This window comes from Burkholderia paludis (assembly GCF_000732615.1).
In the GTDB taxonomy this organism is placed as follows: domain Bacteria; phylum Pseudomonadota; class Gammaproteobacteria; order Burkholderiales; family Burkholderiaceae; genus Burkholderia; species Burkholderia paludis.
Window position 1 is genome coordinate 1 of record NZ_JPGL01000115.1, and the last position, 19,785, is coordinate 19,785.

Consider the following 19,785-nt stretch of genomic DNA (forward strand, 5'->3'; position numbering starts at 1 on the left):
TGGCTATCCGTGAACTTCGACTTCTTCATTGCGTAGAACTCCCTTTGCTGGAAATTCTACTTCCGATCCCGCTTACTGGCCGGGGGTATTACCCGTGAAGTCTCGACGCCACCGGTCGAAGTCAAGTTGGTAGGCGTGGTTACGTCGCAGGAATTCCCAAGCCCATGCCGACGCGTCGGTCATGTCGTCGGGCGGATAATTGCTATCGCCTTTCCAGTCAGCGCGGCGGACGAATTCGGGTGGCCGGGCGGCCGAGTCGGGAGGGGCTACCATCTCACGGTTCCTTATGGGAGTCGCTTCAGATGGTAGCAAAATAGTAGCAATAGCTCTGCGGTGCGCCAAAGAAAAAGGGGTTAGCATCAGCTAACCCCTTGATTCCTTTGGTCGGAGCGATAGGATTCGAACCTACGACCCTCTGATCCCAAATCAGATGCGCTACCAGGCTGCGCTACGCTCCGACGAGCCAAAGATTGTATCGTTGAATGATCGATTCGGTCAATCGCAATATTGGGGGTAAATGCCGCGACGTCGAACCGGCCGCGATTTGCGACAATGCGCACGATCATCGGCCGGCCTGCGCAAGGGGTGCGGGGCCGCTCGCCGAAGCATGGAGAACATCATGATGAACCTGATCCTGTGGCGTCACGCCGAAGCCGAAGACTACGCGACGAGCGATCTCGCGCGCCAGCTGACCGCCCGGGGCCGCAAGGACGCGCAGGCGATGGCCAAATGGCTGCGCGGCCGGCTCGAGACGAACACCGCGATCCTCGCGAGTCCGGCGGCGCGCACCGTGCAGACCGCCGAAGCGCTGACCGACCAGTACCGGACCATCGACGCGCTGGCGCCCGGCGGCAGCGTCGACGACGTGCTGGCGGCGGCCGGCTGGCCGGAAGGCATCGCGCCGACGGTCGTGATCGTCGGGCACCAGCCGACGCTCGGCAGCGTGGCCGCGCAGTTGATCGCCGGCACCGACGACAGCTGGAGCGTCAGGAAGGGCGGCATCGTGTGGCTGGCAAGCCGCACGCGCGACGGCAGCCGGCAGGCCGTGCTCCGGGCGGTATTGACGCCCGAACTGGTGTGACGCAGGCCTGAAGGGCTTTGAAGGGATTGATCATACGGTTTCGCAAGCTTTCTGCTAAAGTCAATTCGGCGACACGTCATTGAAAGGACACGGTCGTGCCACATAACGGTCACGGCCGGTTACTACATTGGCGAGCATGTCGTCTTATTCCTTACGACCAGGAAAGCCTAATGCGAGAACTGCCGACGCCTACGCTCCCATTTGCCTCGCTGCCCCTCGACACGTCGCGGCGCCACCTGCCGCGCGCTGCTGAAACCGTTACATCGGAGTACCGTCTGCGCGCCGCATGGGCGCGTACGGAAGATGAATTGCGCGAGGCCCAGCGCCTGCGTTACAGCGTGTTCGCCGAAGAGATGGGCGCGCAGGTCAGCGGCCCGTCCGGTCTTGACGTCGATTCGTTCGATGCCTACTGCGACCACCTGCTGGTGCGCGATCTCGACACGTTGAAGGTCGTCGGCACGTACCGCGTGCTGCCGCCGCACCAGGCCGCGCGATTGGGCCGCCTGTACGCCGAAGGCGAATTCGACCTGTCGCGCCTCACGCACCTGCGCGGCAAGATGGTCGAGGTCGGCCGCTCGTGCGTGCACAGCGACTACCGCAGCGGCGCCGTCATCATGGCACTGTGGGGCGGTCTGGGCGCGTACATGATGCAGAACGGCTACGAGACGATGCTCGGCTGCGCGAGCGTGTCGATGGCCGACGGCGGCCACTATGCGGCGAACCTGTACCAGTCGCTGTCCGCAGGCTCGCTCACGGCGCCTGAGTACCGCGCGTTCCCGCACACGGCCTTGCCGGTCGACGAGCTGCAGACGGGCACCGTCGTGGCGCCGCCGCCGCTGATCAAGGGCTACCTGCGCCTCGGCGCGAAGATCTGCGGTGCGCCGGCCTGGGATCCCGACTTCAACTGCGCGGATTTCCCGACGCTGTTCCGCCTGTCCGACATCAACGCCCGCTACGCCCGCCACTTCCTGGGCTGAGCAATCCGAACCGCGTCGCACCCGTCCGGGTGCATGCAAGCGAACGCCGTCGCGCGGTGACAGCCACGCGACGGCGTTCGCGTTTCCGGACGTCGTGTACGAATCGGACCCTGTTAGTTTCGGCGCAACGCGCTTACCACCGTGCCGTGCGACGGCACGTTCGGGAACGGCCCGGGAGGGCCGGACGGCAGCGGCTCGCTCAGTGCTTGCGCCGCCAGTCGAGCAGGTGGTGTTCAGCCATCCAGTGATGGATCATCCCTTCGCCGCCATGGTTGCGCTTGTATTCGCGCGACTCGAAGAACGACAGGGCAACGAGCACCATCAGACCGACGAACAGGCCGATCAGGCCCGCAATTTCTTCAGACGACATGGCAGCCTCCTTTCCACGGTACAGCGCCATGTGTATATGGTAGGACATGCGCGGCGCGACTCCTGAACGGGATTTCCGCTAGACTCGTCGCCGTCCCGGCGCGCGATGGGTGCGCCGCTTTCCGGAGCCTTGCCCGATGATCCGCTTCATGCTGGCCGTGCTGGCCGCATCCTTTCTCGCCGGCTGCGCCGGCGATCCGCACCAGGCGCGCCGCGGCCACCCGCCGGAAGATCCCGCCGACTATCACGGCGTGCCGACCGACATGACGCCGCCGTCGATGCTCGACGCGCCGCCGCCGCAACCGACGCAGTGACGATCGGTCCGGCCGGCCGTCAGGCGCGCGCCGCGGGTGCGGCGTGCGCGTCGGCGCCGATGCGCCGCACCAGCGTCGGCAGATGGCGCGCCAGCGTCGCGCCGCGCGCGGCCATGAACAGCAGGAGTGCGAACCAGAGGCCGTGATTGCCGAATGTGCCGACGGCGGCGAGCGTGGCCACGACGAAGATCGCGAACGACACGACCATCGCGCGCATCAGCGATTGCGTCTGCGTGGCGCCGATGAACACACCGTCGAGCAGGAAGCCCCACACCGACACGATCGGTGAAAGCGCGGCCCACGGCAGGTAGCGCAGCGCGACCTCGCGAATCTCGGCCTGATCGGTCAGGCGTGCGACGATCCAGCCTCCAGCCGCCCAGTAGACGAGCGCGAACAGCAGCGCGCCGAGTGCGGACCAGAGCAGCGTGACGCGCACGGCCTGCCGGAACGCGTTGCGGTCGCGCGCGCCGGCCGCCGCGCCGACGAGCGCCTCGGCCGCATGCGCGAAGCCGTCGAGGCCGTATGCCATGAAAGTCTGGAAATTCAGCAGCAGTGCGTTCGCCGCGAGCGTGGCATCGCCCTGTTGCGCGCCGAGGTGCGCGAACCAGCCGTACGCGCCGAGCAGGCACAGCGTGCGCAGAAAGATGTCGCGATTGAGCACGATCAGCCGCTTGAGCGCGACGCGATCGGCGAGCGCGCGCACCGCGACCGGAGCGAGGCCGCGCGTGCGCAGCCGCCACAGCATCCACGCGCCGAGCGCGAAGCCGCTGGCGTCCGCGGTGGCGGTCGCGGCGCCGATGCCCGCGATGCCCCAGCCGAAGCCATACACGTAGAGCAGCACGGCGCCGATGTTCACCGCATTGATGAACACCTGAGCGGCGAGTGCGAGCCGGACGCGCTGCACGCCGAGCAGGTAGCCGAGCACGACGTAGTTGGCGAGCGCGAACGGCGCGCTCCAGATTCGCGCGTGGCTGTAGGCATGCGCCGTCGCGCGGACGGCATCGCTGCCGCCGAGCGCGGACAGCGCGAACGACAGTAGCGGCGCCTGCAGCGCCAGCACCGCGGCGCCGAGCGCGAACGCGACGATCAGCGCGCGCAGCAGGTTCAGGCGGATGCCGGCGGTATCGCCCGCGCCGTGCGCCTGCGCGACGAGGCCGGTCGTTCCCATCCGCAGGAAGCCGAAGCCCCAGAACACGAAACTGAAGAACAGCCCGCCGAGCGCGACGCCGCCGAGATACTGTGCGCCGTCGAGGTGGCCGGCGACGGCCGTGTCGACGGCGCCGAGGATCGGCTGGGTCAGGTTCGCGAGGACGATCGGGAAGGCGAGCGCGAGCACGCGCCGGTGCGTGACGGTGGCCGAGCCGGCGCCGGCCCCGTCCGGTAACGCGGATTCGGACATGGCGGACGCGTCAGGCGCGTTCCTGCACGCACACCCACGGCGATACGACGACCGCCCACAGCTCCGGGTTGCGCGCCGCGTAGTCGGCCGCCGTTTCGGCCGGCATGCGTGCGACCAGGCCGGCCGACAGCCAGCGCGTGACCTGCTCGGCATCGTCGTCGGCCACGGCTTCCGCGACGCTGACGAGATCGAGATCGCGTGCAACGGACAGCAGCTTGCCCTGCGCGAAGAAGCGTTCGAGATCGCACCAGTCGATCTTGGCGGTTTCGCCGAGGAGCTTGGCGTAGAGCGGGCTGTGCGACGCGCCCGCGGCGGAATGTTGATCGGAAGACATCGGTTTCTTGGAATGACGGCGTGGCGCCACTATAAACCATCCGGCCGGGCGGGCGGCGCGAGTGGCGGCCGGCTTACGCGTCGCGCAGCGCGCGGCGCACGATCTTGCCGGTCGCGGTCATCGGCAGGCTGTCGACGAACGCGATCGCGCGCGGATACTCGTGCGCGGCGAGCCGCGTGCGCACGTGCGCCTGCAGTGCATGGACGAGCGCGTCGTCGCCGACGTGGCCGGGGTTCAGCACGATGAACGCCTTGACGATTTCGGTGCGCGTCGCATCGGGCACGCCGACGACGGCCGCCATGCGCACCGCCGGATGCGTGAGCAGGCAGTCCTCGATCGGGCCCGGCCCGATCCGGTAGCCGGCGCTCGTGATCACGTCGTCGTCTCGGCCGACGAAACGCACGAAGCCGTCGGCGTCGATCGTGCCCGTATCGCCGGTGAGCAGGTAGTCGCCTGCGAACTTGTCGCGCGTCGCGTCGGCGTTGCGCCAGTATTCGAGGAACATCACCGGGTCGGGGCGGCGCACCGCGATGCGTCCTTCGACGCCGGGCGGCAGCGGCGAACCGTGCGCGTCGACGATCGCGACGGCGTGGCCGGGCACCGCCTTGCCGATTGCGCCCGGCTGCGCATCGAACAGTGCCGCGCACGACGACAGCACCATGTTGCACTCGGTTTGCCCGTAGAACTCATTGATCGTCACGCCGAGCGCGTCGCGCCCCCAGGCCGTCAGTTCGGCGCCGAGCGACTCCCCGCCGCTCGCGACCGATTTCAGCGACAGCGGATGGCGTTCGCGCGGCGCCGGGACGGTGCGCATCAATTTCAGCGCGGTGGGCGGCAGGAAGGCGTGGGTGACGCCGTGCCGCGCCATCAGCGCGAACGCCGCTTCGCCGTCGAATTTTTCGAAGCGGCGGGCGAGCACGGGCACGCCGTGATGCCATGACGGCAGCAGCACGTCGAGCAGCCCGCCGATCCATGCCCAGTCGGCGGGCGTCCAGAACAGGCGCGCGTCGCGCGGAAAGCACTGCTGCGACATCTCGACGCCCGGCAGGTGGCCGAGCAGCACGCGATGAGCGTGCAGCGCGCCTTTCGGTTTGCCCGTCGTGCCGGACGTATAGATGATCACCGCCGGATCGTCGGCGGCCGTATCGGCCGGCACGAAGTCGGGCGACTCGGCGGCGAGCGCCGCGTCGTAGCGCAGCACGCCCGGTGCGTCGGGGGCATCGTCGCCGATGCAGTAGACGGTATGCAATGCCGGCAATTGCGCGCGCAGCGGCGCGATTTTCGCGTAACCGGCTGCGTCGGTGACGAGTGCGGCCGCCTCGCTGTTCGCGAGCCGGTATTCCAGCGCATCGACGCCGAACAGCGTGAAGAGCGGCACCGCGATCGCGCCGAGCTTGTACGCGGCGAGGTGCGCGACGGCCGTTTCGGGACCCTGCGCGAGAAAGATGCCGACCCGGTCGCCGCGGCGCAGGCCGGCCCGCACGAAGCTGTTCGCGAGCCGATTAGAGGCGTTCTTCAGATCGTCGAACGTGAAGCGGGAAACGTCGCCTTGCGCCGTCTCGTGGAGCAGCGCGAGACGGGCGCTGCCGTCGGCCCATTTGTCGCAGACGTCCACGCCGATGTTGTAGCGCGCCGGAACGGCCCATGCGAAGCGGGAATACAGGTCGTCGTAGCGGTCGGCGGCGGGCAGCATCGCGTGTCTCCTCTGTATCGAGCGTGGCGTCGCGTGAATGGATTACATCAGGTTTTCACGCAGACGAATCCACAATGGCGTCTGATGATTTGGAATGTTCGGACTCGTTCAACCGCCACGGCTCAGTGCACGATTCCGCAATGACGCATAAGATCACGAAAAAATCAGTGTGTGACCATGGATTTGCTTCTGATAGCTGCGGGGTTCAGCCTGGTAGGGATTGGTGTGCTGGTAGCGTTTGCGCGTCGCGTCGATCCGCTGTCCGGCCGTTTCACCGGACGTCTGCGCAAGCGCTGACCCGACTTTCTCCGAAGTTCGCCGCGACGGCACGCGATGCGCGCCGGCATCGCGTGTCGTCTGTCGGGCGCTCAGCGCGCCGGCAGGTAGCGTGACGGATCGATCGACCGGCCGCCGTAGCGCAGCTCGAAATGCAGCGCGACGCGATCGCTGTCGCTGTTGCCCATCTCGGCGATCGACTGCCCTTGTGTAACCGACTGGCCTTCCTTCACCAGCAGCGCGCGATTGTGCGCGTAGGCGGTCAGGTAATCGGCGTTGTGCTTGAGGATGATCAGGTTCCCGTAGCCGCGCAGGCCGTTGCCCGCATAGACCACGACACCCGGCGCAGCCGCGACCACCGACGTGCCCGGCGCGTTCGCGATATCGATGCCCTTCGATTTCGAACCGTCGAACGTGCGGACCACGTTGCCGGCCGCCGGCCAGACCAGCGCGATGCTCGAGGCCGGCTTGACGGCCGATTCGACTGGCGCGGAAGGCGCGGGGCGGGCGCGGCCGGCGCTGCCGGTGCCGGTGGTCGACGGAGTCGACGGCGCCGGCGATGTCGATGCGGTGGCCGTGCCGGCCGGCGGCGCGACGCGCAGCACCTGGCCGACTTCGATCGCATCGGGGTTCGTCATCTGGTTCCAGCGCACGATGTTCGATACCGACGTGCGGTTGTCGCGCGCGATCTTGTAGAGCGTGTCGCCGCGCTCGACGCGATAGAACCCGGGGCCGACAGGCGCGGAGCCGCACGCGACGAGCAGGGCGGCGCAGGCGGCTGCGAAGAGTCGCTTCGTTGTTGTTCCGAACATTGAACCTCGCAAAACCCTGCCGCTCGTAACGCGGCAGGCAACACAAAACGTCCGATTCTAACGGGTTCGACCCGGGCGCCGCAGTTCAGGCCGGCGCCGGGGCCGTCGCGCGCCGGTTCGGCGCGCTGCGTATGGATGAAGGATCGACCGCCGTATCAGCCGGCGAGCGGGAGGACGCGAATCCGCAGCGCGGCCGTTTCGGTCGCGCCCGGCGCCAGCATGCGCAGCCCGAGGCCGTTGTGGATCGCATCCGGCAGGCCGAGCCACGGTTCCACGCAATAGAAGTCCGACTCCGGCTTTTCGGTCCAGGTCGTGACGGCGTACCACGGGATCGAGCCCGGCACGTCGAGCGCGATTTCGATCGTGCGGCGGCGGCCCGGCATCACGATGCGCACCGGCGTGGACGGTTCGCCGTCGAGGCAGTGGAAGCGGTCGAGGATGTCCGGGTTGTCGAGGCGATAGCGGGCTTCGCCCGGCTCCGGCGGGGTGATCGAACCGTCCGGGTGCTGCGAGCGGCGGTGCGTGGGCGGCAGTTCGAGCGTGGTTTCGGCACGTTCGCCATGCGGCAGTGCGAAATAGAAATGGTGGCCGGCGTAATAGGGCAGCGGCGCGTCGCCGCGATTGGTTGTCGTGAGCGCGACCTCGAGCGTGTGCGGATCGGCCAGCCGGTAGGTCGTTTCGAACCGGAAGTCGAACGGGTAGCTCGCGCGCAGCGCGTCGTTCGCGTCGAGCGTCATCGACAGCGCCGTGCCGTCGGCCGACGCGTGCGCGTCGAACGGCAGGTCGCGCGCGAAGCCGTGCATCGGCAGGTCGCGCACCACACCGGCGGCGTCGCGCCAGCGGCCGAGTTCGCCGTCGACGCGGTGGCGGCCGAGGAACGGGAACAGCAGCGGGTTGCCGCCGCGCACGCGCGCGAGGTTGCTCCAGTCGGCCGTTTCCGGCCAGAAGATCACCGGTTCGCCGCCGACGTGCCAGGACAGCAGGCGGCCGCCGCATTGCGGGGCGACCCGGACGAGCGACGGGCCGGCGTGAAGTTCGTGTATGTCGTGCTGCTGGAAGATCGGCATGGCGAATCGGATTGGGCGGGTGGACGGGAACGGCGCGTTCCATTATCGGGCCATGGCGGCTCGGGGAAAACCCTTCTCGGGAAATCGCGAGTTTTTCAGACTGTCAGCTATCGGGATAATGCCTGTCAACCGGTGAGGTTGCCGGGTCATGACACTTCGTGGAGGGGGCCATGGATCTGGCAACGGCAATGGGACTCGCACTGTTTGGCATGTTTACCGGCAGCACGGTATTGTTTTTCTATCAGCTCGGCCGCTGACGGCAATTCCTGCCGCAGTCGAAAGCCCGCCATGCAGATGGCGGGCTTTTTGCTTTCTGGATGCTTACAAAATACATGCGTTTGTGTGCATTGCCGCCATATCCCGCCAAATGCCTTGGCGCAGTAATCCGGGCTCGGCATAATCGGGGCGCGTTTTTCCGGACGCGCGCCGCGTCGTCCGCTTTTCTTCCCGCTCAATCTTCACTATAAGGACCGACGCGTGAGTCTCTGGTTTCTGGTATTCCTGAGCGTCCTGCAGGGCGTCACCGAACTCTTTCCCGTCAGCAGCCTCGGCCATACGCTGCTCGTGCCGGCGTTGTTCGGCATGCATATCGACAAGCATGCGCCGCAACTGCTGCCGTTCCTCGTCGCGCTGCACCTCGGCACCGCGCTGGCGCTGCTGTGGTACTTCCGTGCGCGCTGGATCGCGCTGATCGGCGGTTTCTTCGCGCAACTCGGCGGCCGCAAGAACGACGACGGGCACCTGATGTGGGCGCTCATCATCGGGACGATCCCGACCGGCATCGTCGGACTGCTTCTCGAGAAGCGCATCGAACGCGTGTTCCACGACCTGCGGATCGTCGCGATCGCGCTGATCGTGAACGGCGTGCTGCTTTGGCTCGGCGATCGCATCCAGCGCAATCGCGCGCATCAGGCGCCCGAGAAGATGACGTTCAAGCAGGCGTTCTTCGTGGGCCTCGCGCAGATCGGCGCGCTGATTCCGGGTTTCTCGCGCAGCGGGCTGACGATGATCGCCGGCAATGCCGCCGGGCTGACGGCGGAGAAGGCCGCGGAGTTCTCGTTCCTGCTCGGCACGCCGATCATTTTCGCTGCCGGCGTGCTCGAACTGCCGAAGCTGTTCCATGCGCGCGACCAGCTCGCCGATGCGCTGCTCGGCGGCGTGCTGACGGCGATCGCCGCGTACCTGAGCGTGCGGTTCCTGATGCGCTATTTCGAAGGGCGCGGCCGGCTCGCGTCGTTCGGCCTGTATTGCGTGATCGCCGGCGTGTTCTGTCTCGGCTGGTTCATGCTGCATCCGCAGCCGGTTTGATGCCGCAATTGCCGGTGTCGCGTGAAGTGGCGCGATGATCGGGTATAATTTCGGGCTCGGTTTCATGCCGGGCCCGTTTTGTTTCGTTTCGGGGGTTTCGGGTTGGTAGCGGGGCAGTCGCTGCTGCCGTTGCTCGAAGCGCCTGCCGAATGCGGTCCGCGTCACTAGCCGTGTCTTTTCTCCTCGACCGCCCTTAGCTCAGTTGGATAGAGCAACGGCCTTCTAAGCCGTAGGTCACACGTTCGAATCGTGTAGGGCGGGCCATTCCGAGCACCTGTCGCTGTCCCGGGGTTATGTAAAGCGAGTGCGCAGCGCATCCCCTGGCGAATCGGCGCATCTGGATCCACCCCGATCAGGCGAAGGTATGGAAGCCGATCGGAGTACAACTGAACGGCCATGCCGTTGCGGCCATCCCGCAGGTGGATCGGCAAGCGCCGGACCCGCGTGTTCGTCCGGAACGGGCGCCCGATCGAGAGCTGGAACAATGAGCAGTGGCAGCGCAGCTGCGAGCGCGCTGGCATAGAGAATGTCCGGTTCCACGACGTCCGCTATACGTTGGTCAACTGGCACGTGCGGGCCGGCAAACCCCTGACACGCTCATGAAGCTGGGGGGCTGGTCGAAATACGAAATGGTGTTGCGTCATACCCACCTAGCGCCCGATCATCTGGCTGAGTACGCCGCTGCGGTGATGATCCGGACTGGCGGGAAATCGACGATGGGTGAGCGTGAGCCAGCGGGCCTGCGACCGTTGGCGGGGTGCGTGGGCAACTTCGATAGATGCTGATGAAGGGCGCGGAAGACCGCGCCCTCGAACATTAAGCGCGAGGCATTATTTCTCGGTCACGCAGGGTTGCGCGCCAGCGTCCGTCAAGGGAACGCCATCCGTTGATCATCGTGCCGTTGTCGATCTCGAAAGCGAATGTTTCCCCAACATTCACTGCGTCAGCAGCGATATTGTCGGATGACAACCGGATGCTTGACATGCCAATGTCTTCAGCAGTGGTGCGGGCTAAATCCTCGCCGAGCCAACGGGCCAATCGATCGGAAAGACCGTTATGGTAGTTCTGCGAATCGGGTCCGGTTTCAACGGCATACAGTTCGCGCGAGCCGTCCGCATTCATCTGGATGTGCCCGATCAATGCCCTTGAATTGAACGAGATACCGTCGCGAGCCAGGTCGCGAAGTTGCAAAATCGCCCGTAGAGGTTGGGTACCGAGTTCAATTTGCCTAAAGAGGTCAGGCTGTTCAGTAACCGCGGGCCACGGTAGCAACGTTGTCTCGCTTGCGACATGGTGATTCTCTGATGCAAGCAGCGTCGCGTGAATTTCGTTCACTTGTTCGCCGAGGTTTGCGTACGCCAGATGCAGCTCATCCACGTAGTACCCCCAGCGTTCAGCAAGTAGGCGCGCGGCCGCTCTCACCAGTTTCGCTGCACTTACCCACCAAACCAGGCTTTCGTCGTCGTTTTCGTCGAGGAAAAAATGGTGCAGGTCGACCCGTTGATGCATATTCCAGAACGCAACGTACATTGCCGGAACGCATTGGCTCCAATGTGCTCGTTCGAAATCGCGGTATAGATCAAAGAAAGTGAAAAAGGTCGAAGCGGAGAGTAGGCGGGGTTCTCCTGAAGATGCTGGCGAGAGTGTCGTGATGCGATGAAATAACTCGTTGTCGAATGGGTCCCCAACGAACCAGATCAAGTGTTTTGTCGCCATCACCGCGATGAGGTTGGCCATGGACGGTACTGGCGAGGGCAACATAGGAGCGACGGGTATCTTGTTACGATGGGCGATACAGGGGCCGCAAGAATCTCCTTGGCATGCTCGATCAGGAATCGGCGTGAGTGCCAGCGGCCACGCTTTCGCGATTCGGCCGTCGGGAACGCTGACGCACGAGATTGCGGCCGAGTGTGCTGGAAGAGTCAATACTCCGCCCCGAGACACACTGATGGTTGCCCCCAGACGACCATGGGCAAGCTGGCTGTCGAGTTGTTCCCGAGCTGCATTGCGCTGATCAGCCAATCCCGCGCAGATGTAAAGGGACGCGCCGTTATTGCGTTTGACCGAGTAATGGTCCACGGTCGAGCCTTTGCATTCGAGCAGGTGGTAGGATCGATGCGCCATCGCTTGACTGATGAGCAAGTAGTCAGGCGATGGACCTTCGTTCGATTCTACGATGCGAACAATGTCGAGTTGCCCACCGAGCTGCACAATCCGCAGCATTAACCCGAGCAGCTCGCCATAGGTCGATGTAAATGCATCCTGCGGCTCGTCGCTGGTCGATGTGAGTTGTCCTGTTAGCGTTTCCCACATTGACGGCGTGACTGCACGAGCTGCCGATGGCGCCAAGCGCCGACCGCTGATGCTCAGCAATATGTCCACCGCGATGTCGTCAAACTCTAGTGTGCCGGAAGGCTGCCGGATCTGGTCGGTCTGTTTGTGCAGGCGCATTGACGGAAGGAGATCCACTTCGGCCAAGCGAATCGGCAGTTTCCAAGTCGACATAGTTTGGATTGAAATAGTAGCGAATGGGTATAGTGGAATTTACCTGCAGGGCTCCGTGCATTATGACGACGATTATATGCATCGCAAATGCGGTGTGAACATCGTTGCAACAAGTACGGTACGTGTGCTCGTCACGCGTGAGATGGTGCTCTGAGCAATTTTGAGGGTTTGCCTGCCAACAGGTCTCGCCTTGCGGTGAATTTTTATCCCGCAGCCGGCTATCGCCCGTCTCTCGAAGTCGGACTGATACAGCTTGCATCCCCTTGATTACATCTTCAACGAGACTGTCGTGTTTTTGAAGGTGATCTATGCCACTCAAGTAAAGCGTGGCGATGCCACCGGTGACCTGCGACGGATCGTGTAGCCAAATGGCAAGTGAGTTCCCTTATCCTAAAGGCAAGGAGAACTCGATGAAGAAGCGACACACCGACGAACAGATCATCCGCATTCTGCGGGAAGCCGAGAGCCGCGAAGAGCCGGTGAAAGATCTGTGCAGGCGGCACGACATCACGGAGCAGACGTTCTACCGGTGGCGAAACAAGTTCGGCGGTATGGATGTGGCGAAGCCCGTCGGCTCAAAGAGCTTGAATCGGAAAACGAGCGGCTCAAGCGCCTGATTGCCGAGCAACTGCTGGTGATCGATGGCCTGAAGGAGTTCAGCCGAAAAAAATGAATACCCCGACGGGCCGGCGCGAAGCGCTGGAAGTCCTGATCCGGCGGGGCTGTCACAACGCAAGGCATGCCGTTACCCGGGCTTGAGCCGCCGGGTGCCGGCCTACAAACCTAGACAGCCGGAGAAAGATCGGCTTCTGGGCGAGCAGTTGATCGCAGCGTCTCAGGAAGTGCCGCGCTTTGGGTATCGACGTATCTCGGCCTGGCTGTCGCTGGGCGAATCGCGGGTGCGCCGCCTGTGGCGAGCCCTGAAGCTGAGTATCCCGAGACGGCGCCCGCGTCGCAGACGCTGCGGCAGCGACATTCGCCTGCCCGGCGCGACGCGGCCCAATTCGGTCTGGAGTTACGACTTCGTCCACGATCAGCTGGTAGACGGCCGGGTCTTGAAGATGCTGTGCGTTATCGATGAATACACGCGGGAATGTCTGGCGATCGAGGTCGGCGCCAGCCTGCGCTCTCAGGACGTGATTCTGGTGCTGTCGAGGTTGATGCGGTTGTATGGCAAGCCGGCGTTCATCCGGTCGGACAATGGTGCGGAATTTACCGCTGCCCGTGTCATGCGCTGGTTGCGCGACGCGTCTGTCGGCCCGGCCTTCATCACGCCCGGTAGCCCATGGCAAAACGGTTTCGTCGAAAGCTTCAATGGCAAGCTGCGCGACGAACTGCTGAATCGCGAATGGTTCCGCAGCCGCGCTGAAGCCAGGGTGCTCATCGAGCAATGGCGTCAGTTCTACAACGAGAAGCGGCCACATAGCGCCCATCGTTACCAACCTCCGGCCACGGTCCGTCGAGCCTGGCCGGAGTCCGATAATATCGACATGCGACTCACTGCTTAACTGGCTACAAAATCCCGCCGCAGGTCAGGTCACACATCTGTCGTTTTCCTTTCTTTGCTGGAGGATTTGGTATTCTCAGAGCAGAAAGTTGGCGGTTTGCCCGTCCGGATACGTGGACCGATCGCCGGAGTTGATACGAATTCAACAAAAAAGAGAGGGCAGCTGTGTCTTTATCAGAAACAATAAGCAGCTTCGCATCTGGGGCAGTCGACTGGAATCGCCGACCAGTAGCCTTGAATTTCGGAAAGGCGCAAGGCGCTTTGGGGCACTTGCTTGCGCTGCAACATGCGCACGTGCACGAGGGGTTAATGACCGGTATTCACGGACACCTAACCTGTGTATCGCCCCGCCACAATCTGCCGCCACGGCTATTTCTTGGTGTCCCCGTGTCCATCCGGCTCGCCACTGATCGGGGCCAGCTGCACTTCGTCAACGCGATTATCCAGGACGTGCAGATCGGCCAGAGCGATGGCGAACTGTGCGTGTACCAGCTCACGGTGTGCGACGCATTGTCGTTGATGGATAAGCGTACGAATTCCCGCGTATTCCGTCAGAGCAGCGTTGTCGACATCATCACAGCGCTGTTCAACGAATGGCGTCAGCGTAGTCCTGCGCTGGCCGCCGCGTTCGAATTCGATCTGTCCGGCTTGAACCGCGACCGATATCCGGCGCGCGAGCTGACTCGGCAGGTCAATGAATCGGATGCAAAATTTGTGCGGCGCCTGCTCCGGCGCGAAGGTATCACGGTGTTCGCCAAAGCTGGCCGGGCTAAAGGTTCACGCGACCAGCAAGGCGATACACCTGTGCATACGCTCGTGTGCTGCGACGATCCGAATTCGCTGCCCGAAGCCCCGGCCGGTACGGTGCGACTGCATCCGCGCGACGCCGCCACCGAGGAGCGCGACACCGTCACGCTGTTCGCACTGCATCAAAGGCTGGCGCCGGGGCAGGTCGGGCGCCCGTCGTGGGACTACAAGAAGGCGCGCATCGACGAGTCGATGGTCACGACGAGCCTCAACCAGGGCGAGGCCGGCAACGATTTGGCGCAACTACTGACCGACGTTGCGATTGACATCCCGCATGTCGGCGACTCCTGGGATGACCACGAGCGCCTCACACGCGCACGGATGCTTGCACATCAATTCGAAGCCGAGCGTTACGACGGCGTGAGCAGCGTGCGCGACCTGGCTGTCGGCGCGTGGATCACGTTGAGCGGCGACCCGGAATGGGACATGCAGACCACGGACCAGCGACAGTTCGTGATCACGTCGATTGACCACGACGTCTGGAACAATCTCCCGAAGGGACTGACCGATCGAGTGCAGGCGTTGTTTGCAGCGAGTCGGCACTTTGCCTATCCATCACCCGTCCAGGCACCATCGGCGACAGCCAAGCCTGAATCTGACACGCGTTACGAGAACCGCTTTACGTGCGTGCGTCGAGGCGTGCCGCTCACGCCGGCGTACGATCCGAAGATCGACTTGCCGCCCGTGCACCTTTTGACCGGCACGATCGTCGGCCAGCAAGGCGAGGAAGTGTTTTGCGACACCGATGGCCGCGTACGCGTACGAATCCATGGTCTCGATCCGGCAGACCATGCACACGCCCAAGGCGCGGGCACAAACGACAATGCCGGCGACAGCGCACCGATCCGTGTCGGGGCGAGTCTTGCGGGTGGAAGCTTTGGCGCGCTGTTTCTGCCGCGTGTCGGCATGGAAGTCTTGATCGGCAGTCTCGGGGGCGATCCGGACCGACTGATCATCATCAACGTGCTGAGTAACGGTGTGAACCCGCCGGCGGCCTTCACCCATGTTGGCAACCTTCCCGGCAATCGCTACGTGTCGGGGATCAAGACCAAGGAAATCAAGGGGAGTCGCTATAACCAACTGCGCCTCGACGATACGCCAGGGCAAATTTCCAGTCAGTTGGCGAGTGAACATGCTCATTCTCAGCTGAATCTGGGGTACCTGACGCAACCCCGGCAGGACGGCCGAGGTCAGGATCGTGGCGAGGGCGCGGAATTGCGCACCGACGCGGCAGCCGCGTTGCGGGCGGCACAGGGGATTCTCTTGACGACCTACGCGCGCTCTCAAGCGAGCGGTGGTCAGCTCGATCGCGACGAGTTGCTGCGACTGCTCAGCGAGTGCACCGAGCTATTCAAGTCGCTGGGTGATTACGCGGGTCAGCATGGCGGGCAGGCAACCGATACGGCGGGGCAGCAGGCGGTTGCTGCGGCGTTCAAGGGCTGGACGCCGGGTAGCGGCAGCGCGGCGTCGGGCACAGGAACCGGCGATGCGGCCGGGGCGCAGGCGCTGATGGCGTTCGGTGCGCAAGCCGGCTCTGTTGCGATTACCCCGAAGACCCACGTGACGTATGCCGGCGAGAACATCGACCAGGTTGCGCAACAGCATGTTCAGTTGACCAGTGGCCAGCGCATCAATCTTCACGGTGGGCGCGGTGTTGCGATGTTTGCTCACAGTGACGGGGTATCGGCGATCGCGAATCAGGGAAAGGTGACGTTGCAGAGCCAGAACGACGACACGCAGATCGATTCGGCGAAGAACATCCAGTTCACGGCTGCTGGCGGCAAGTTGATCGGCGCGGCGAACAACGAAGTAACGTTCATGACCTCCGGTGGCGCCTACATGAAACTCAGTGGCTCCAATATTGAGCTAGGGTGTCCGGGGCAGTTTATTGTGAAGTCGGCGGGCCACACCTGGGACGGGCCGGCGAGCATGAGCACGGATATGCCGAAATTCGACCATGCGCCGCTCGGACGTGTGCCCAAGCTGATTCGCCCGACGGACGGAAATCCGGTCAAGGGCTTCGAAGCACAACTGACGAAGGCGTCGGGGACGGTATCGAACTTGACCAGCGATGCGAACGGCGAGCTACCGGCAATTCACAGCGACCAGTTCGAAAAGCTGGCGGTGCAATTCGTCAAAAAGAATATTTGAGAGATTCGCGGGGATCTGCATGACTGATACTCAAGCCGACAACACGCAGCCTGCGGCAGCTGACGCTCCTTCCGTCGTCGTCGCCCAAGGCGAGGGGCCGACAATTTTTAACTGGCAAAGCAAGCTGCTGTGTATCAAGCAGATGCCACTGCCGGGCGTGATTATCTTTGTCCACGGTGTCAACTCCGAGGGCGAATGGTACAAACCAGCCGAGGACGGGCTTTGCAAGGGGCTCAACCGCCGGTTAGGCCGTCTATCCGATCAGATGTCTCACCCTGGCATCGAAGCAGGTCAATTGACGCCGGCTCAGTACACCGAGAGCCTGACACCAGATGGTTATTTGAATCCGAAGCTGCTTGCAGACAACTACGTCAAACCTGTTCCATCGTTTTCGAACGTCATCCCGTTTCGTTGGGGCTACCGGGCGACGCTCGACGAGCTTAAGGAATATGGCGACAAGATTTTTCTGAACGAGCAAGACTACTGGGGCGGCGGCCCGTTCGCAAACGGCTGTTCGAGTTTGCCTGATCTTTGGCATCAGGGTGTCGACGACCGGATTTTCGGGTGGATCACGATTCAGGGTATGAATCCGACCAATCGCCCGCTCTATCGGACGCCGCCACGTGCGTATGGCGTGTTGGCCGCGCTACGGCTCGCAAAGCTGATCGAGTCCATCCGCAAGATGCAGGCCAACGTGCCGATCACCGTCGTATGTCATAGCCAGGGGAACATGGTAGGTCTGACGGCGGCGTTCTTCGGTGATGCGTTGCCGGAGGTCGAAGATCCTTGGGGCAACAAAGGGCGTTGCGTGGCGGATGCGTACGTGCTCGCGAACCCTCCATACAGCTTCGCCAATGCCGAAGGCAAAGGTGTATACAAGGCAAGCACGTTCATGGATACGTGGTCGCAGCGTGAGGTGAAAGACCCGAAGGGAAATCGCGGCCGTGAGACATATGCAGCGAGGACGGCGACATTCGGGAAGTTTCTGGACATTATTCGTGCGCGCCCGGCCTTCGAGTTGCCAGCAGACAAGGTCGATGACGATATGGCCAACACGCGCGAATCACCGACGAGCCAAAAGTCTTATACAGCCCAGGCAGATCGTGAACGTCACGGACTGAATGGCTCGACATATGGTCGTGTCACGTTGTACTGCTGTCCGCACGATCAGGTAATTTCGGCCGTGACGGTTCAGGGGATCGGCTGGCGCGGGATCGGCAAGACGGAACTCGAGGCGATAGGCGCGGCTGGCGTGCTGACGCAGCGTGTCTTTGCATCCGGATTCAAGGTTGGTGTACAAGAAAAATACGATTACTGGGAGAACGATTGGCGACACACAAGGAATAAAAAACATGGATTTTGGTTTCCGCCATCGCCGCCTGCAAAGTACACAATCGTCGGTGCACTGAAAGGCAACGAGACGATCAAGGGAGAGATCGCCACCTTTTTCACTGCAATACCGGCTACCATCGTGACGTTCTTTACCTCCAAAGGCGGCGTCATGCGAGTGAACGCCAATCCGGAGCATGGATGGTTCGTGATGGCCGATGCCCCGACGCTTGACGAACCGTTTCCGCCGCAGGCATTAAAATTCGGAAAGCCGGTCGAGATCCAAGATGGAGACTTGACCAGTGATTTTAATGAAGGGAACGATCCGCCCTCCGCATGGCGAGACGCAAGCAAAAAGAATGAAGACAAACGGGCCGACGATCCCTACGATCAGTACAAGGCGAAGAATGCGGATGGTCAGGCACAGGGCGATGCGGAGAGCGAAACATCTCAGCGCTATGAGGATCATGCGATTGTGCGGATGGAGGCGCGTCGCACAAAGAATGCGACATGGGTCGATGATGCAGGTCATGTGACGGGTGAGGATGGAACGAGTGAATTGCCCGAGGGTTACAAGGATTGGCGCAACAAGGAGGTCAAGGACATCCTCGATCGTGGTGCGACGAACAACCCGACCAATCATTCGATCACAATGACAAATTCGAAGCACGCGGAGTTGGCTCTTGCGTACGATGTGGCGATTGGGCCGAGCTATCTGACTCCCGACCAGATGAACGCACTGCGTATCGAGGCGGACTGGCGTATGGGGAAAGGTATGTCCGACGGTAGTCCCAACAAGAAATACTCAAAATATTTCGAATCTGGGGCGCTGAACCGAGTGCCGTTACATGAATGGGTGGTGGCGGAAAAAAGTGAAGGTACCATACCGACAAAGATCGTGGACGAGCGCGAAGGACAGTTTTATCTCGGCGTCGGAGGTGGAGTATGAAGATGCTGACTGCGACTGGCTCGCGACGTATTGCTGTTGCATTGGTGGTATGGGTGATGGCGGCAGGCCTGTTAGGTTTACTGACGGTTCAGATGGGGCAAGCGCGATCGGCTCCACTTGATACGGGAGATTGGATGAAACGACTAGTATTGATACCCGGACTGCTGGCGCTGACGGTGCTGCTTCTGACAACGGCAGCGACACGTTCTGTTGAGGCGGCTCCAGTGACCAAAACAAATGTCGCGGTCGCAGCAGAAGCCCCGGCCGTGCCTTATACAGCTCAAGTTGTTGGTCTGATCTGGTTGAATCCGTTGCAGCGTAAAGACTATCCAACAGAATGGCAGACGTTGTGGACACAGGGGTTGGCACAGACGAATAAGAATGACGACATGGTTCGTACTGATCCAAAATCATTTAAGACGCTGCAATCGATCGGAGCATTGGTGTACGGAAATAGAGGAACTGAGACATTCAAAGGGTTTTACCACAAGTACATTGACTCGTTTCCACTATTGATGCGGACACGCTATGCGACAAATCCTGATTACTTTTATACGGTAAATCCAAAGGACTCAAAAGACTGGCGCGAGTTGGCAGGTATTCACGTCGAACTAGCAATACCGCCAAGGTTGGAACCAAACGAGGCCAAAAAGTACTTGGCCAATGCTATCGTTGAATATTTTGAGATCGGCCCCCCCTCGCCTAAGACACTTTGGAGCCGTGACACCCCGCCGGACGTACATGTCACGCAGGGCGGCGCAAATGCTGGCTTCACGTCGTTGAACGATGGGCTGGCATACCTCGAAGCCAATCCCGACAAGAGCGTCTGGGTGATGAACTGGGACGCACCAAGCTTCCCTCCGAAGGATGGGCAGATCAACGAAAATCTCGTCGTGCTGTTCCTCGC

The 19,785-nt window shown here is 62.5% G+C and carries 14 protein-coding genes, 2 tRNA genes and 2 pseudogenes; 9 read left to right on the forward strand and 9 right to left on the reverse strand.

Features of this window, described 5'->3' with window-relative positions; genetic code table 11:
* Positions 1 to 72 precede the first annotated feature (72 nt).
* Both GQ56_RS47335 and GQ56_RS0138125 read right to left on the reverse strand, forming a co-directional pair.
* Positions 73 to 360 carry a transcriptional regulator domain-containing protein gene (locus tag GQ56_RS47335; protein WP_407638621.1) on the reverse strand — a complete coding sequence of 96 codons (288 nt, stop codon included), beginning with the start codon at positions 358 to 360 and terminating at the stop codon, positions 73 to 75.
* A gap of 21 nt (positions 361 to 381) precedes the next feature.
* Positions 382 to 458: transfer RNA gene (locus GQ56_RS0138125), tRNA-Pro, on the reverse strand.
* Positions 459 to 619: 161 nt separating this feature from the next.
* Here GQ56_RS0138125 and sixA point away from each other — a divergent pair.
* Together sixA and GQ56_RS0138135 are read left to right on the forward strand one after the other, a co-directional pair.
* Complete coding sequence (sixA, locus tag GQ56_RS0138130; RefSeq protein WP_031403637.1) at positions 620 to 1,081, forward strand: phosphohistidine phosphatase SixA; 462 nt, start codon at positions 620 to 622, stop codon at positions 1,079 to 1,081.
* Between the two features lie 170 nt (positions 1,082 to 1,251).
* On the forward strand, positions 1,252 to 2,058 hold the full coding sequence (locus tag GQ56_RS0138135; RefSeq protein ID WP_031403638.1) for a GNAT family N-acetyltransferase: 807 nt from the start codon (positions 1,252 to 1,254) through the stop codon (positions 2,056 to 2,058).
* Positions 2,059 to 2,257: 199 nt separating this feature from the next.
* Here the strand turns inward: GQ56_RS0138135 and GQ56_RS46155 are convergent, their stop codons facing one another.
* Positions 2,258 to 2,428 carry a hypothetical protein gene (locus tag GQ56_RS46155; RefSeq protein WP_162836117.1) on the reverse strand — a complete coding sequence of 57 codons (171 nt, stop codon included), beginning with the start codon at positions 2,426 to 2,428 and terminating at the stop codon, positions 2,258 to 2,260.
* A gap of 136 nt (positions 2,429 to 2,564) precedes the next feature.
* On the opposite strand from GQ56_RS46155, the gene GQ56_RS46160 reads away from it, so the two are divergent.
* On the forward strand, positions 2,565 to 2,741 hold the full coding sequence (locus tag GQ56_RS46160; RefSeq protein WP_162836118.1) for a hypothetical protein: 177 nt from the start codon (positions 2,565 to 2,567) through the stop codon (positions 2,739 to 2,741).
* Positions 2,742 to 2,760: 19 nt separating this feature from the next.
* On the opposite strand, the gene GQ56_RS0138150 is transcribed toward GQ56_RS46160, so the two are convergent.
* From GQ56_RS0138150 to GQ56_RS0138170, 5 genes are all read right to left on the reverse strand, one after another.
* A complete protein-coding gene (locus GQ56_RS0138150) occupies positions 2,761 to 4,140 on the reverse strand; it encodes an MATE family efflux transporter (protein WP_031403639.1) in 1,380 nt (459 codons plus the stop codon).
* A 10-nt stretch (positions 4,141 to 4,150) separates the two neighbouring features.
* Entirely contained in the window at positions 4,151 to 4,474 is a 324-nt protein-coding gene (locus GQ56_RS0138155; protein ID WP_031403640.1) for a DUF2288 domain-containing protein, read from the reverse strand.
* Positions 4,475 to 4,547: 73 nt separating this feature from the next.
* On the reverse strand, positions 4,548 to 6,167 hold the full coding sequence (locus GQ56_RS0138160; RefSeq protein WP_031403641.1) for an acyl-CoA synthetase: 1,620 nt from the start codon (positions 6,165 to 6,167) through the stop codon (positions 4,548 to 4,550).
* Positions 6,168 to 6,535: 368 nt separating this feature from the next.
* Complete coding sequence (locus GQ56_RS0138165) at positions 6,536 to 7,255, reverse strand: peptidoglycan DD-metalloendopeptidase family protein (protein WP_031403642.1); 720 nt, start codon at positions 7,253 to 7,255, stop codon at positions 6,536 to 6,538.
* Positions 7,256 to 7,410: 155 nt separating this feature from the next.
* On the reverse strand, positions 7,411 to 8,322 hold the full coding sequence (locus tag GQ56_RS0138170; RefSeq protein ID WP_031403643.1) for an aldose epimerase family protein: 912 nt from the start codon (positions 8,320 to 8,322) through the stop codon (positions 7,411 to 7,413).
* Positions 8,323 to 8,799: 477 nt separating this feature from the next.
* On the opposite strand from GQ56_RS0138170, the gene GQ56_RS0138180 reads away from it, so the two are divergent.
* Entirely contained in the window at positions 8,800 to 9,630 is an 831-nt protein-coding gene (locus GQ56_RS0138180) for an undecaprenyl-diphosphate phosphatase (RefSeq protein ID WP_031403644.1), read from the forward strand.
* 187 nt (positions 9,631 to 9,817) lie between these two features.
* Positions 9,818 to 9,894 (forward strand) — tRNA-Arg (locus GQ56_RS0138185).
* A 552-nt stretch (positions 9,895 to 10,446) separates the two neighbouring features.
* On the opposite strand, the gene GQ56_RS45300 is transcribed toward GQ56_RS0138185, so the two are convergent.
* Positions 10,447 to 12,108, reverse strand: a complete 1,662-nt coding sequence (locus GQ56_RS45300) for a hypothetical protein (protein WP_152602002.1) — start codon at positions 12,106 to 12,108, stop codon at positions 10,447 to 10,449.
* A gap of 437 nt (positions 12,109 to 12,545) precedes the next feature.
* Here GQ56_RS45300 and GQ56_RS0138200 point away from each other — a divergent pair.
* The 4 genes and pseudogenes from GQ56_RS0138200 to GQ56_RS42595 all read left to right on the forward strand — a co-directional run.
* Positions 12,546 to 13,643: pseudogene (locus GQ56_RS0138200) on the forward strand (IS3 family transposase).
* A 164-nt stretch (positions 13,644 to 13,807) separates the two neighbouring features.
* Positions 13,808 to 16,600 carry a type VI secretion system Vgr family protein gene (locus tag GQ56_RS0138205; RefSeq protein ID WP_031403647.1) on the forward strand — a complete coding sequence of 931 codons (2,793 nt, stop codon included), beginning with the start codon at positions 13,808 to 13,810 and terminating at the stop codon, positions 16,598 to 16,600.
* A 19-nt stretch (positions 16,601 to 16,619) separates the two neighbouring features.
* Positions 16,620 to 18,878 carry a T6SS effector phospholipase Tle3 domain-containing protein gene (locus tag GQ56_RS0138210; RefSeq protein WP_031403648.1) on the forward strand — a complete coding sequence of 753 codons (2,259 nt, stop codon included), beginning with the start codon at positions 16,620 to 16,622 and terminating at the stop codon, positions 18,876 to 18,878.
* Positions 18,875 to 19,785: pseudogene (locus GQ56_RS42595) on the forward strand (virulence factor); the annotation flags it as partial. The gene GQ56_RS0138210 and the pseudogene GQ56_RS42595, both read left to right, overlap by 4 nt.

Bases quoted from the DNA above. Each gene is read 5' to 3' on its own strand.
- GQ56_RS47335 (WP_407638621.1), bottom strand. From the start codon at position 360: ATGCTAACCCCTTTTTCTTTGGCGCACCGCAGAGCTATTGCTACTATT.
- sixA (WP_031403637.1), top strand. From the start codon at position 620: ATGATGAACCTGATCCTGTGGCGTCACGCCGAAGCCGAAGACTACGCG.
- GQ56_RS0138135 (WP_031403638.1), top strand. From the start codon at position 1,252: ATGCGAGAACTGCCGACGCCTACGCTCCCATTTGCCTCGCTGCCCCTC.
- GQ56_RS46155 (WP_162836117.1), bottom strand. From the start codon at position 2,428: ATGTCGTCTGAAGAAATTGCGGGCCTGATCGGCCTGTTCGTCGGTCTG.
- GQ56_RS46160 (WP_162836118.1), top strand. From the start codon at position 2,565: ATGATCCGCTTCATGCTGGCCGTGCTGGCCGCATCCTTTCTCGCCGGC.
- GQ56_RS0138150 (WP_031403639.1), bottom strand. From the start codon at position 4,140: ATGTCCGAATCCGCGTTACCGGACGGGGCCGGCGCCGGCTCGGCCACC.
- GQ56_RS0138155 (WP_031403640.1), bottom strand. From the start codon at position 4,474: ATGTCTTCCGATCAACATTCCGCCGCGGGCGCGTCGCACAGCCCGCTC.
- GQ56_RS0138160 (WP_031403641.1), bottom strand. From the start codon at position 6,167: ATGCTGCCCGCCGCCGACCGCTACGACGACCTGTATTCCCGCTTCGCA.
- GQ56_RS0138165 (WP_031403642.1), bottom strand. From the start codon at position 7,255: ATGTTCGGAACAACAACGAAGCGACTCTTCGCAGCCGCCTGCGCCGCC.
- GQ56_RS0138170 (WP_031403643.1), bottom strand. From the start codon at position 8,322: ATGCCGATCTTCCAGCAGCACGACATACACGAACTTCACGCCGGCCCG.
- GQ56_RS0138210 (WP_031403648.1), top strand. From the start codon at position 16,620: ATGACTGATACTCAAGCCGACAACACGCAGCCTGCGGCAGCTGACGCT.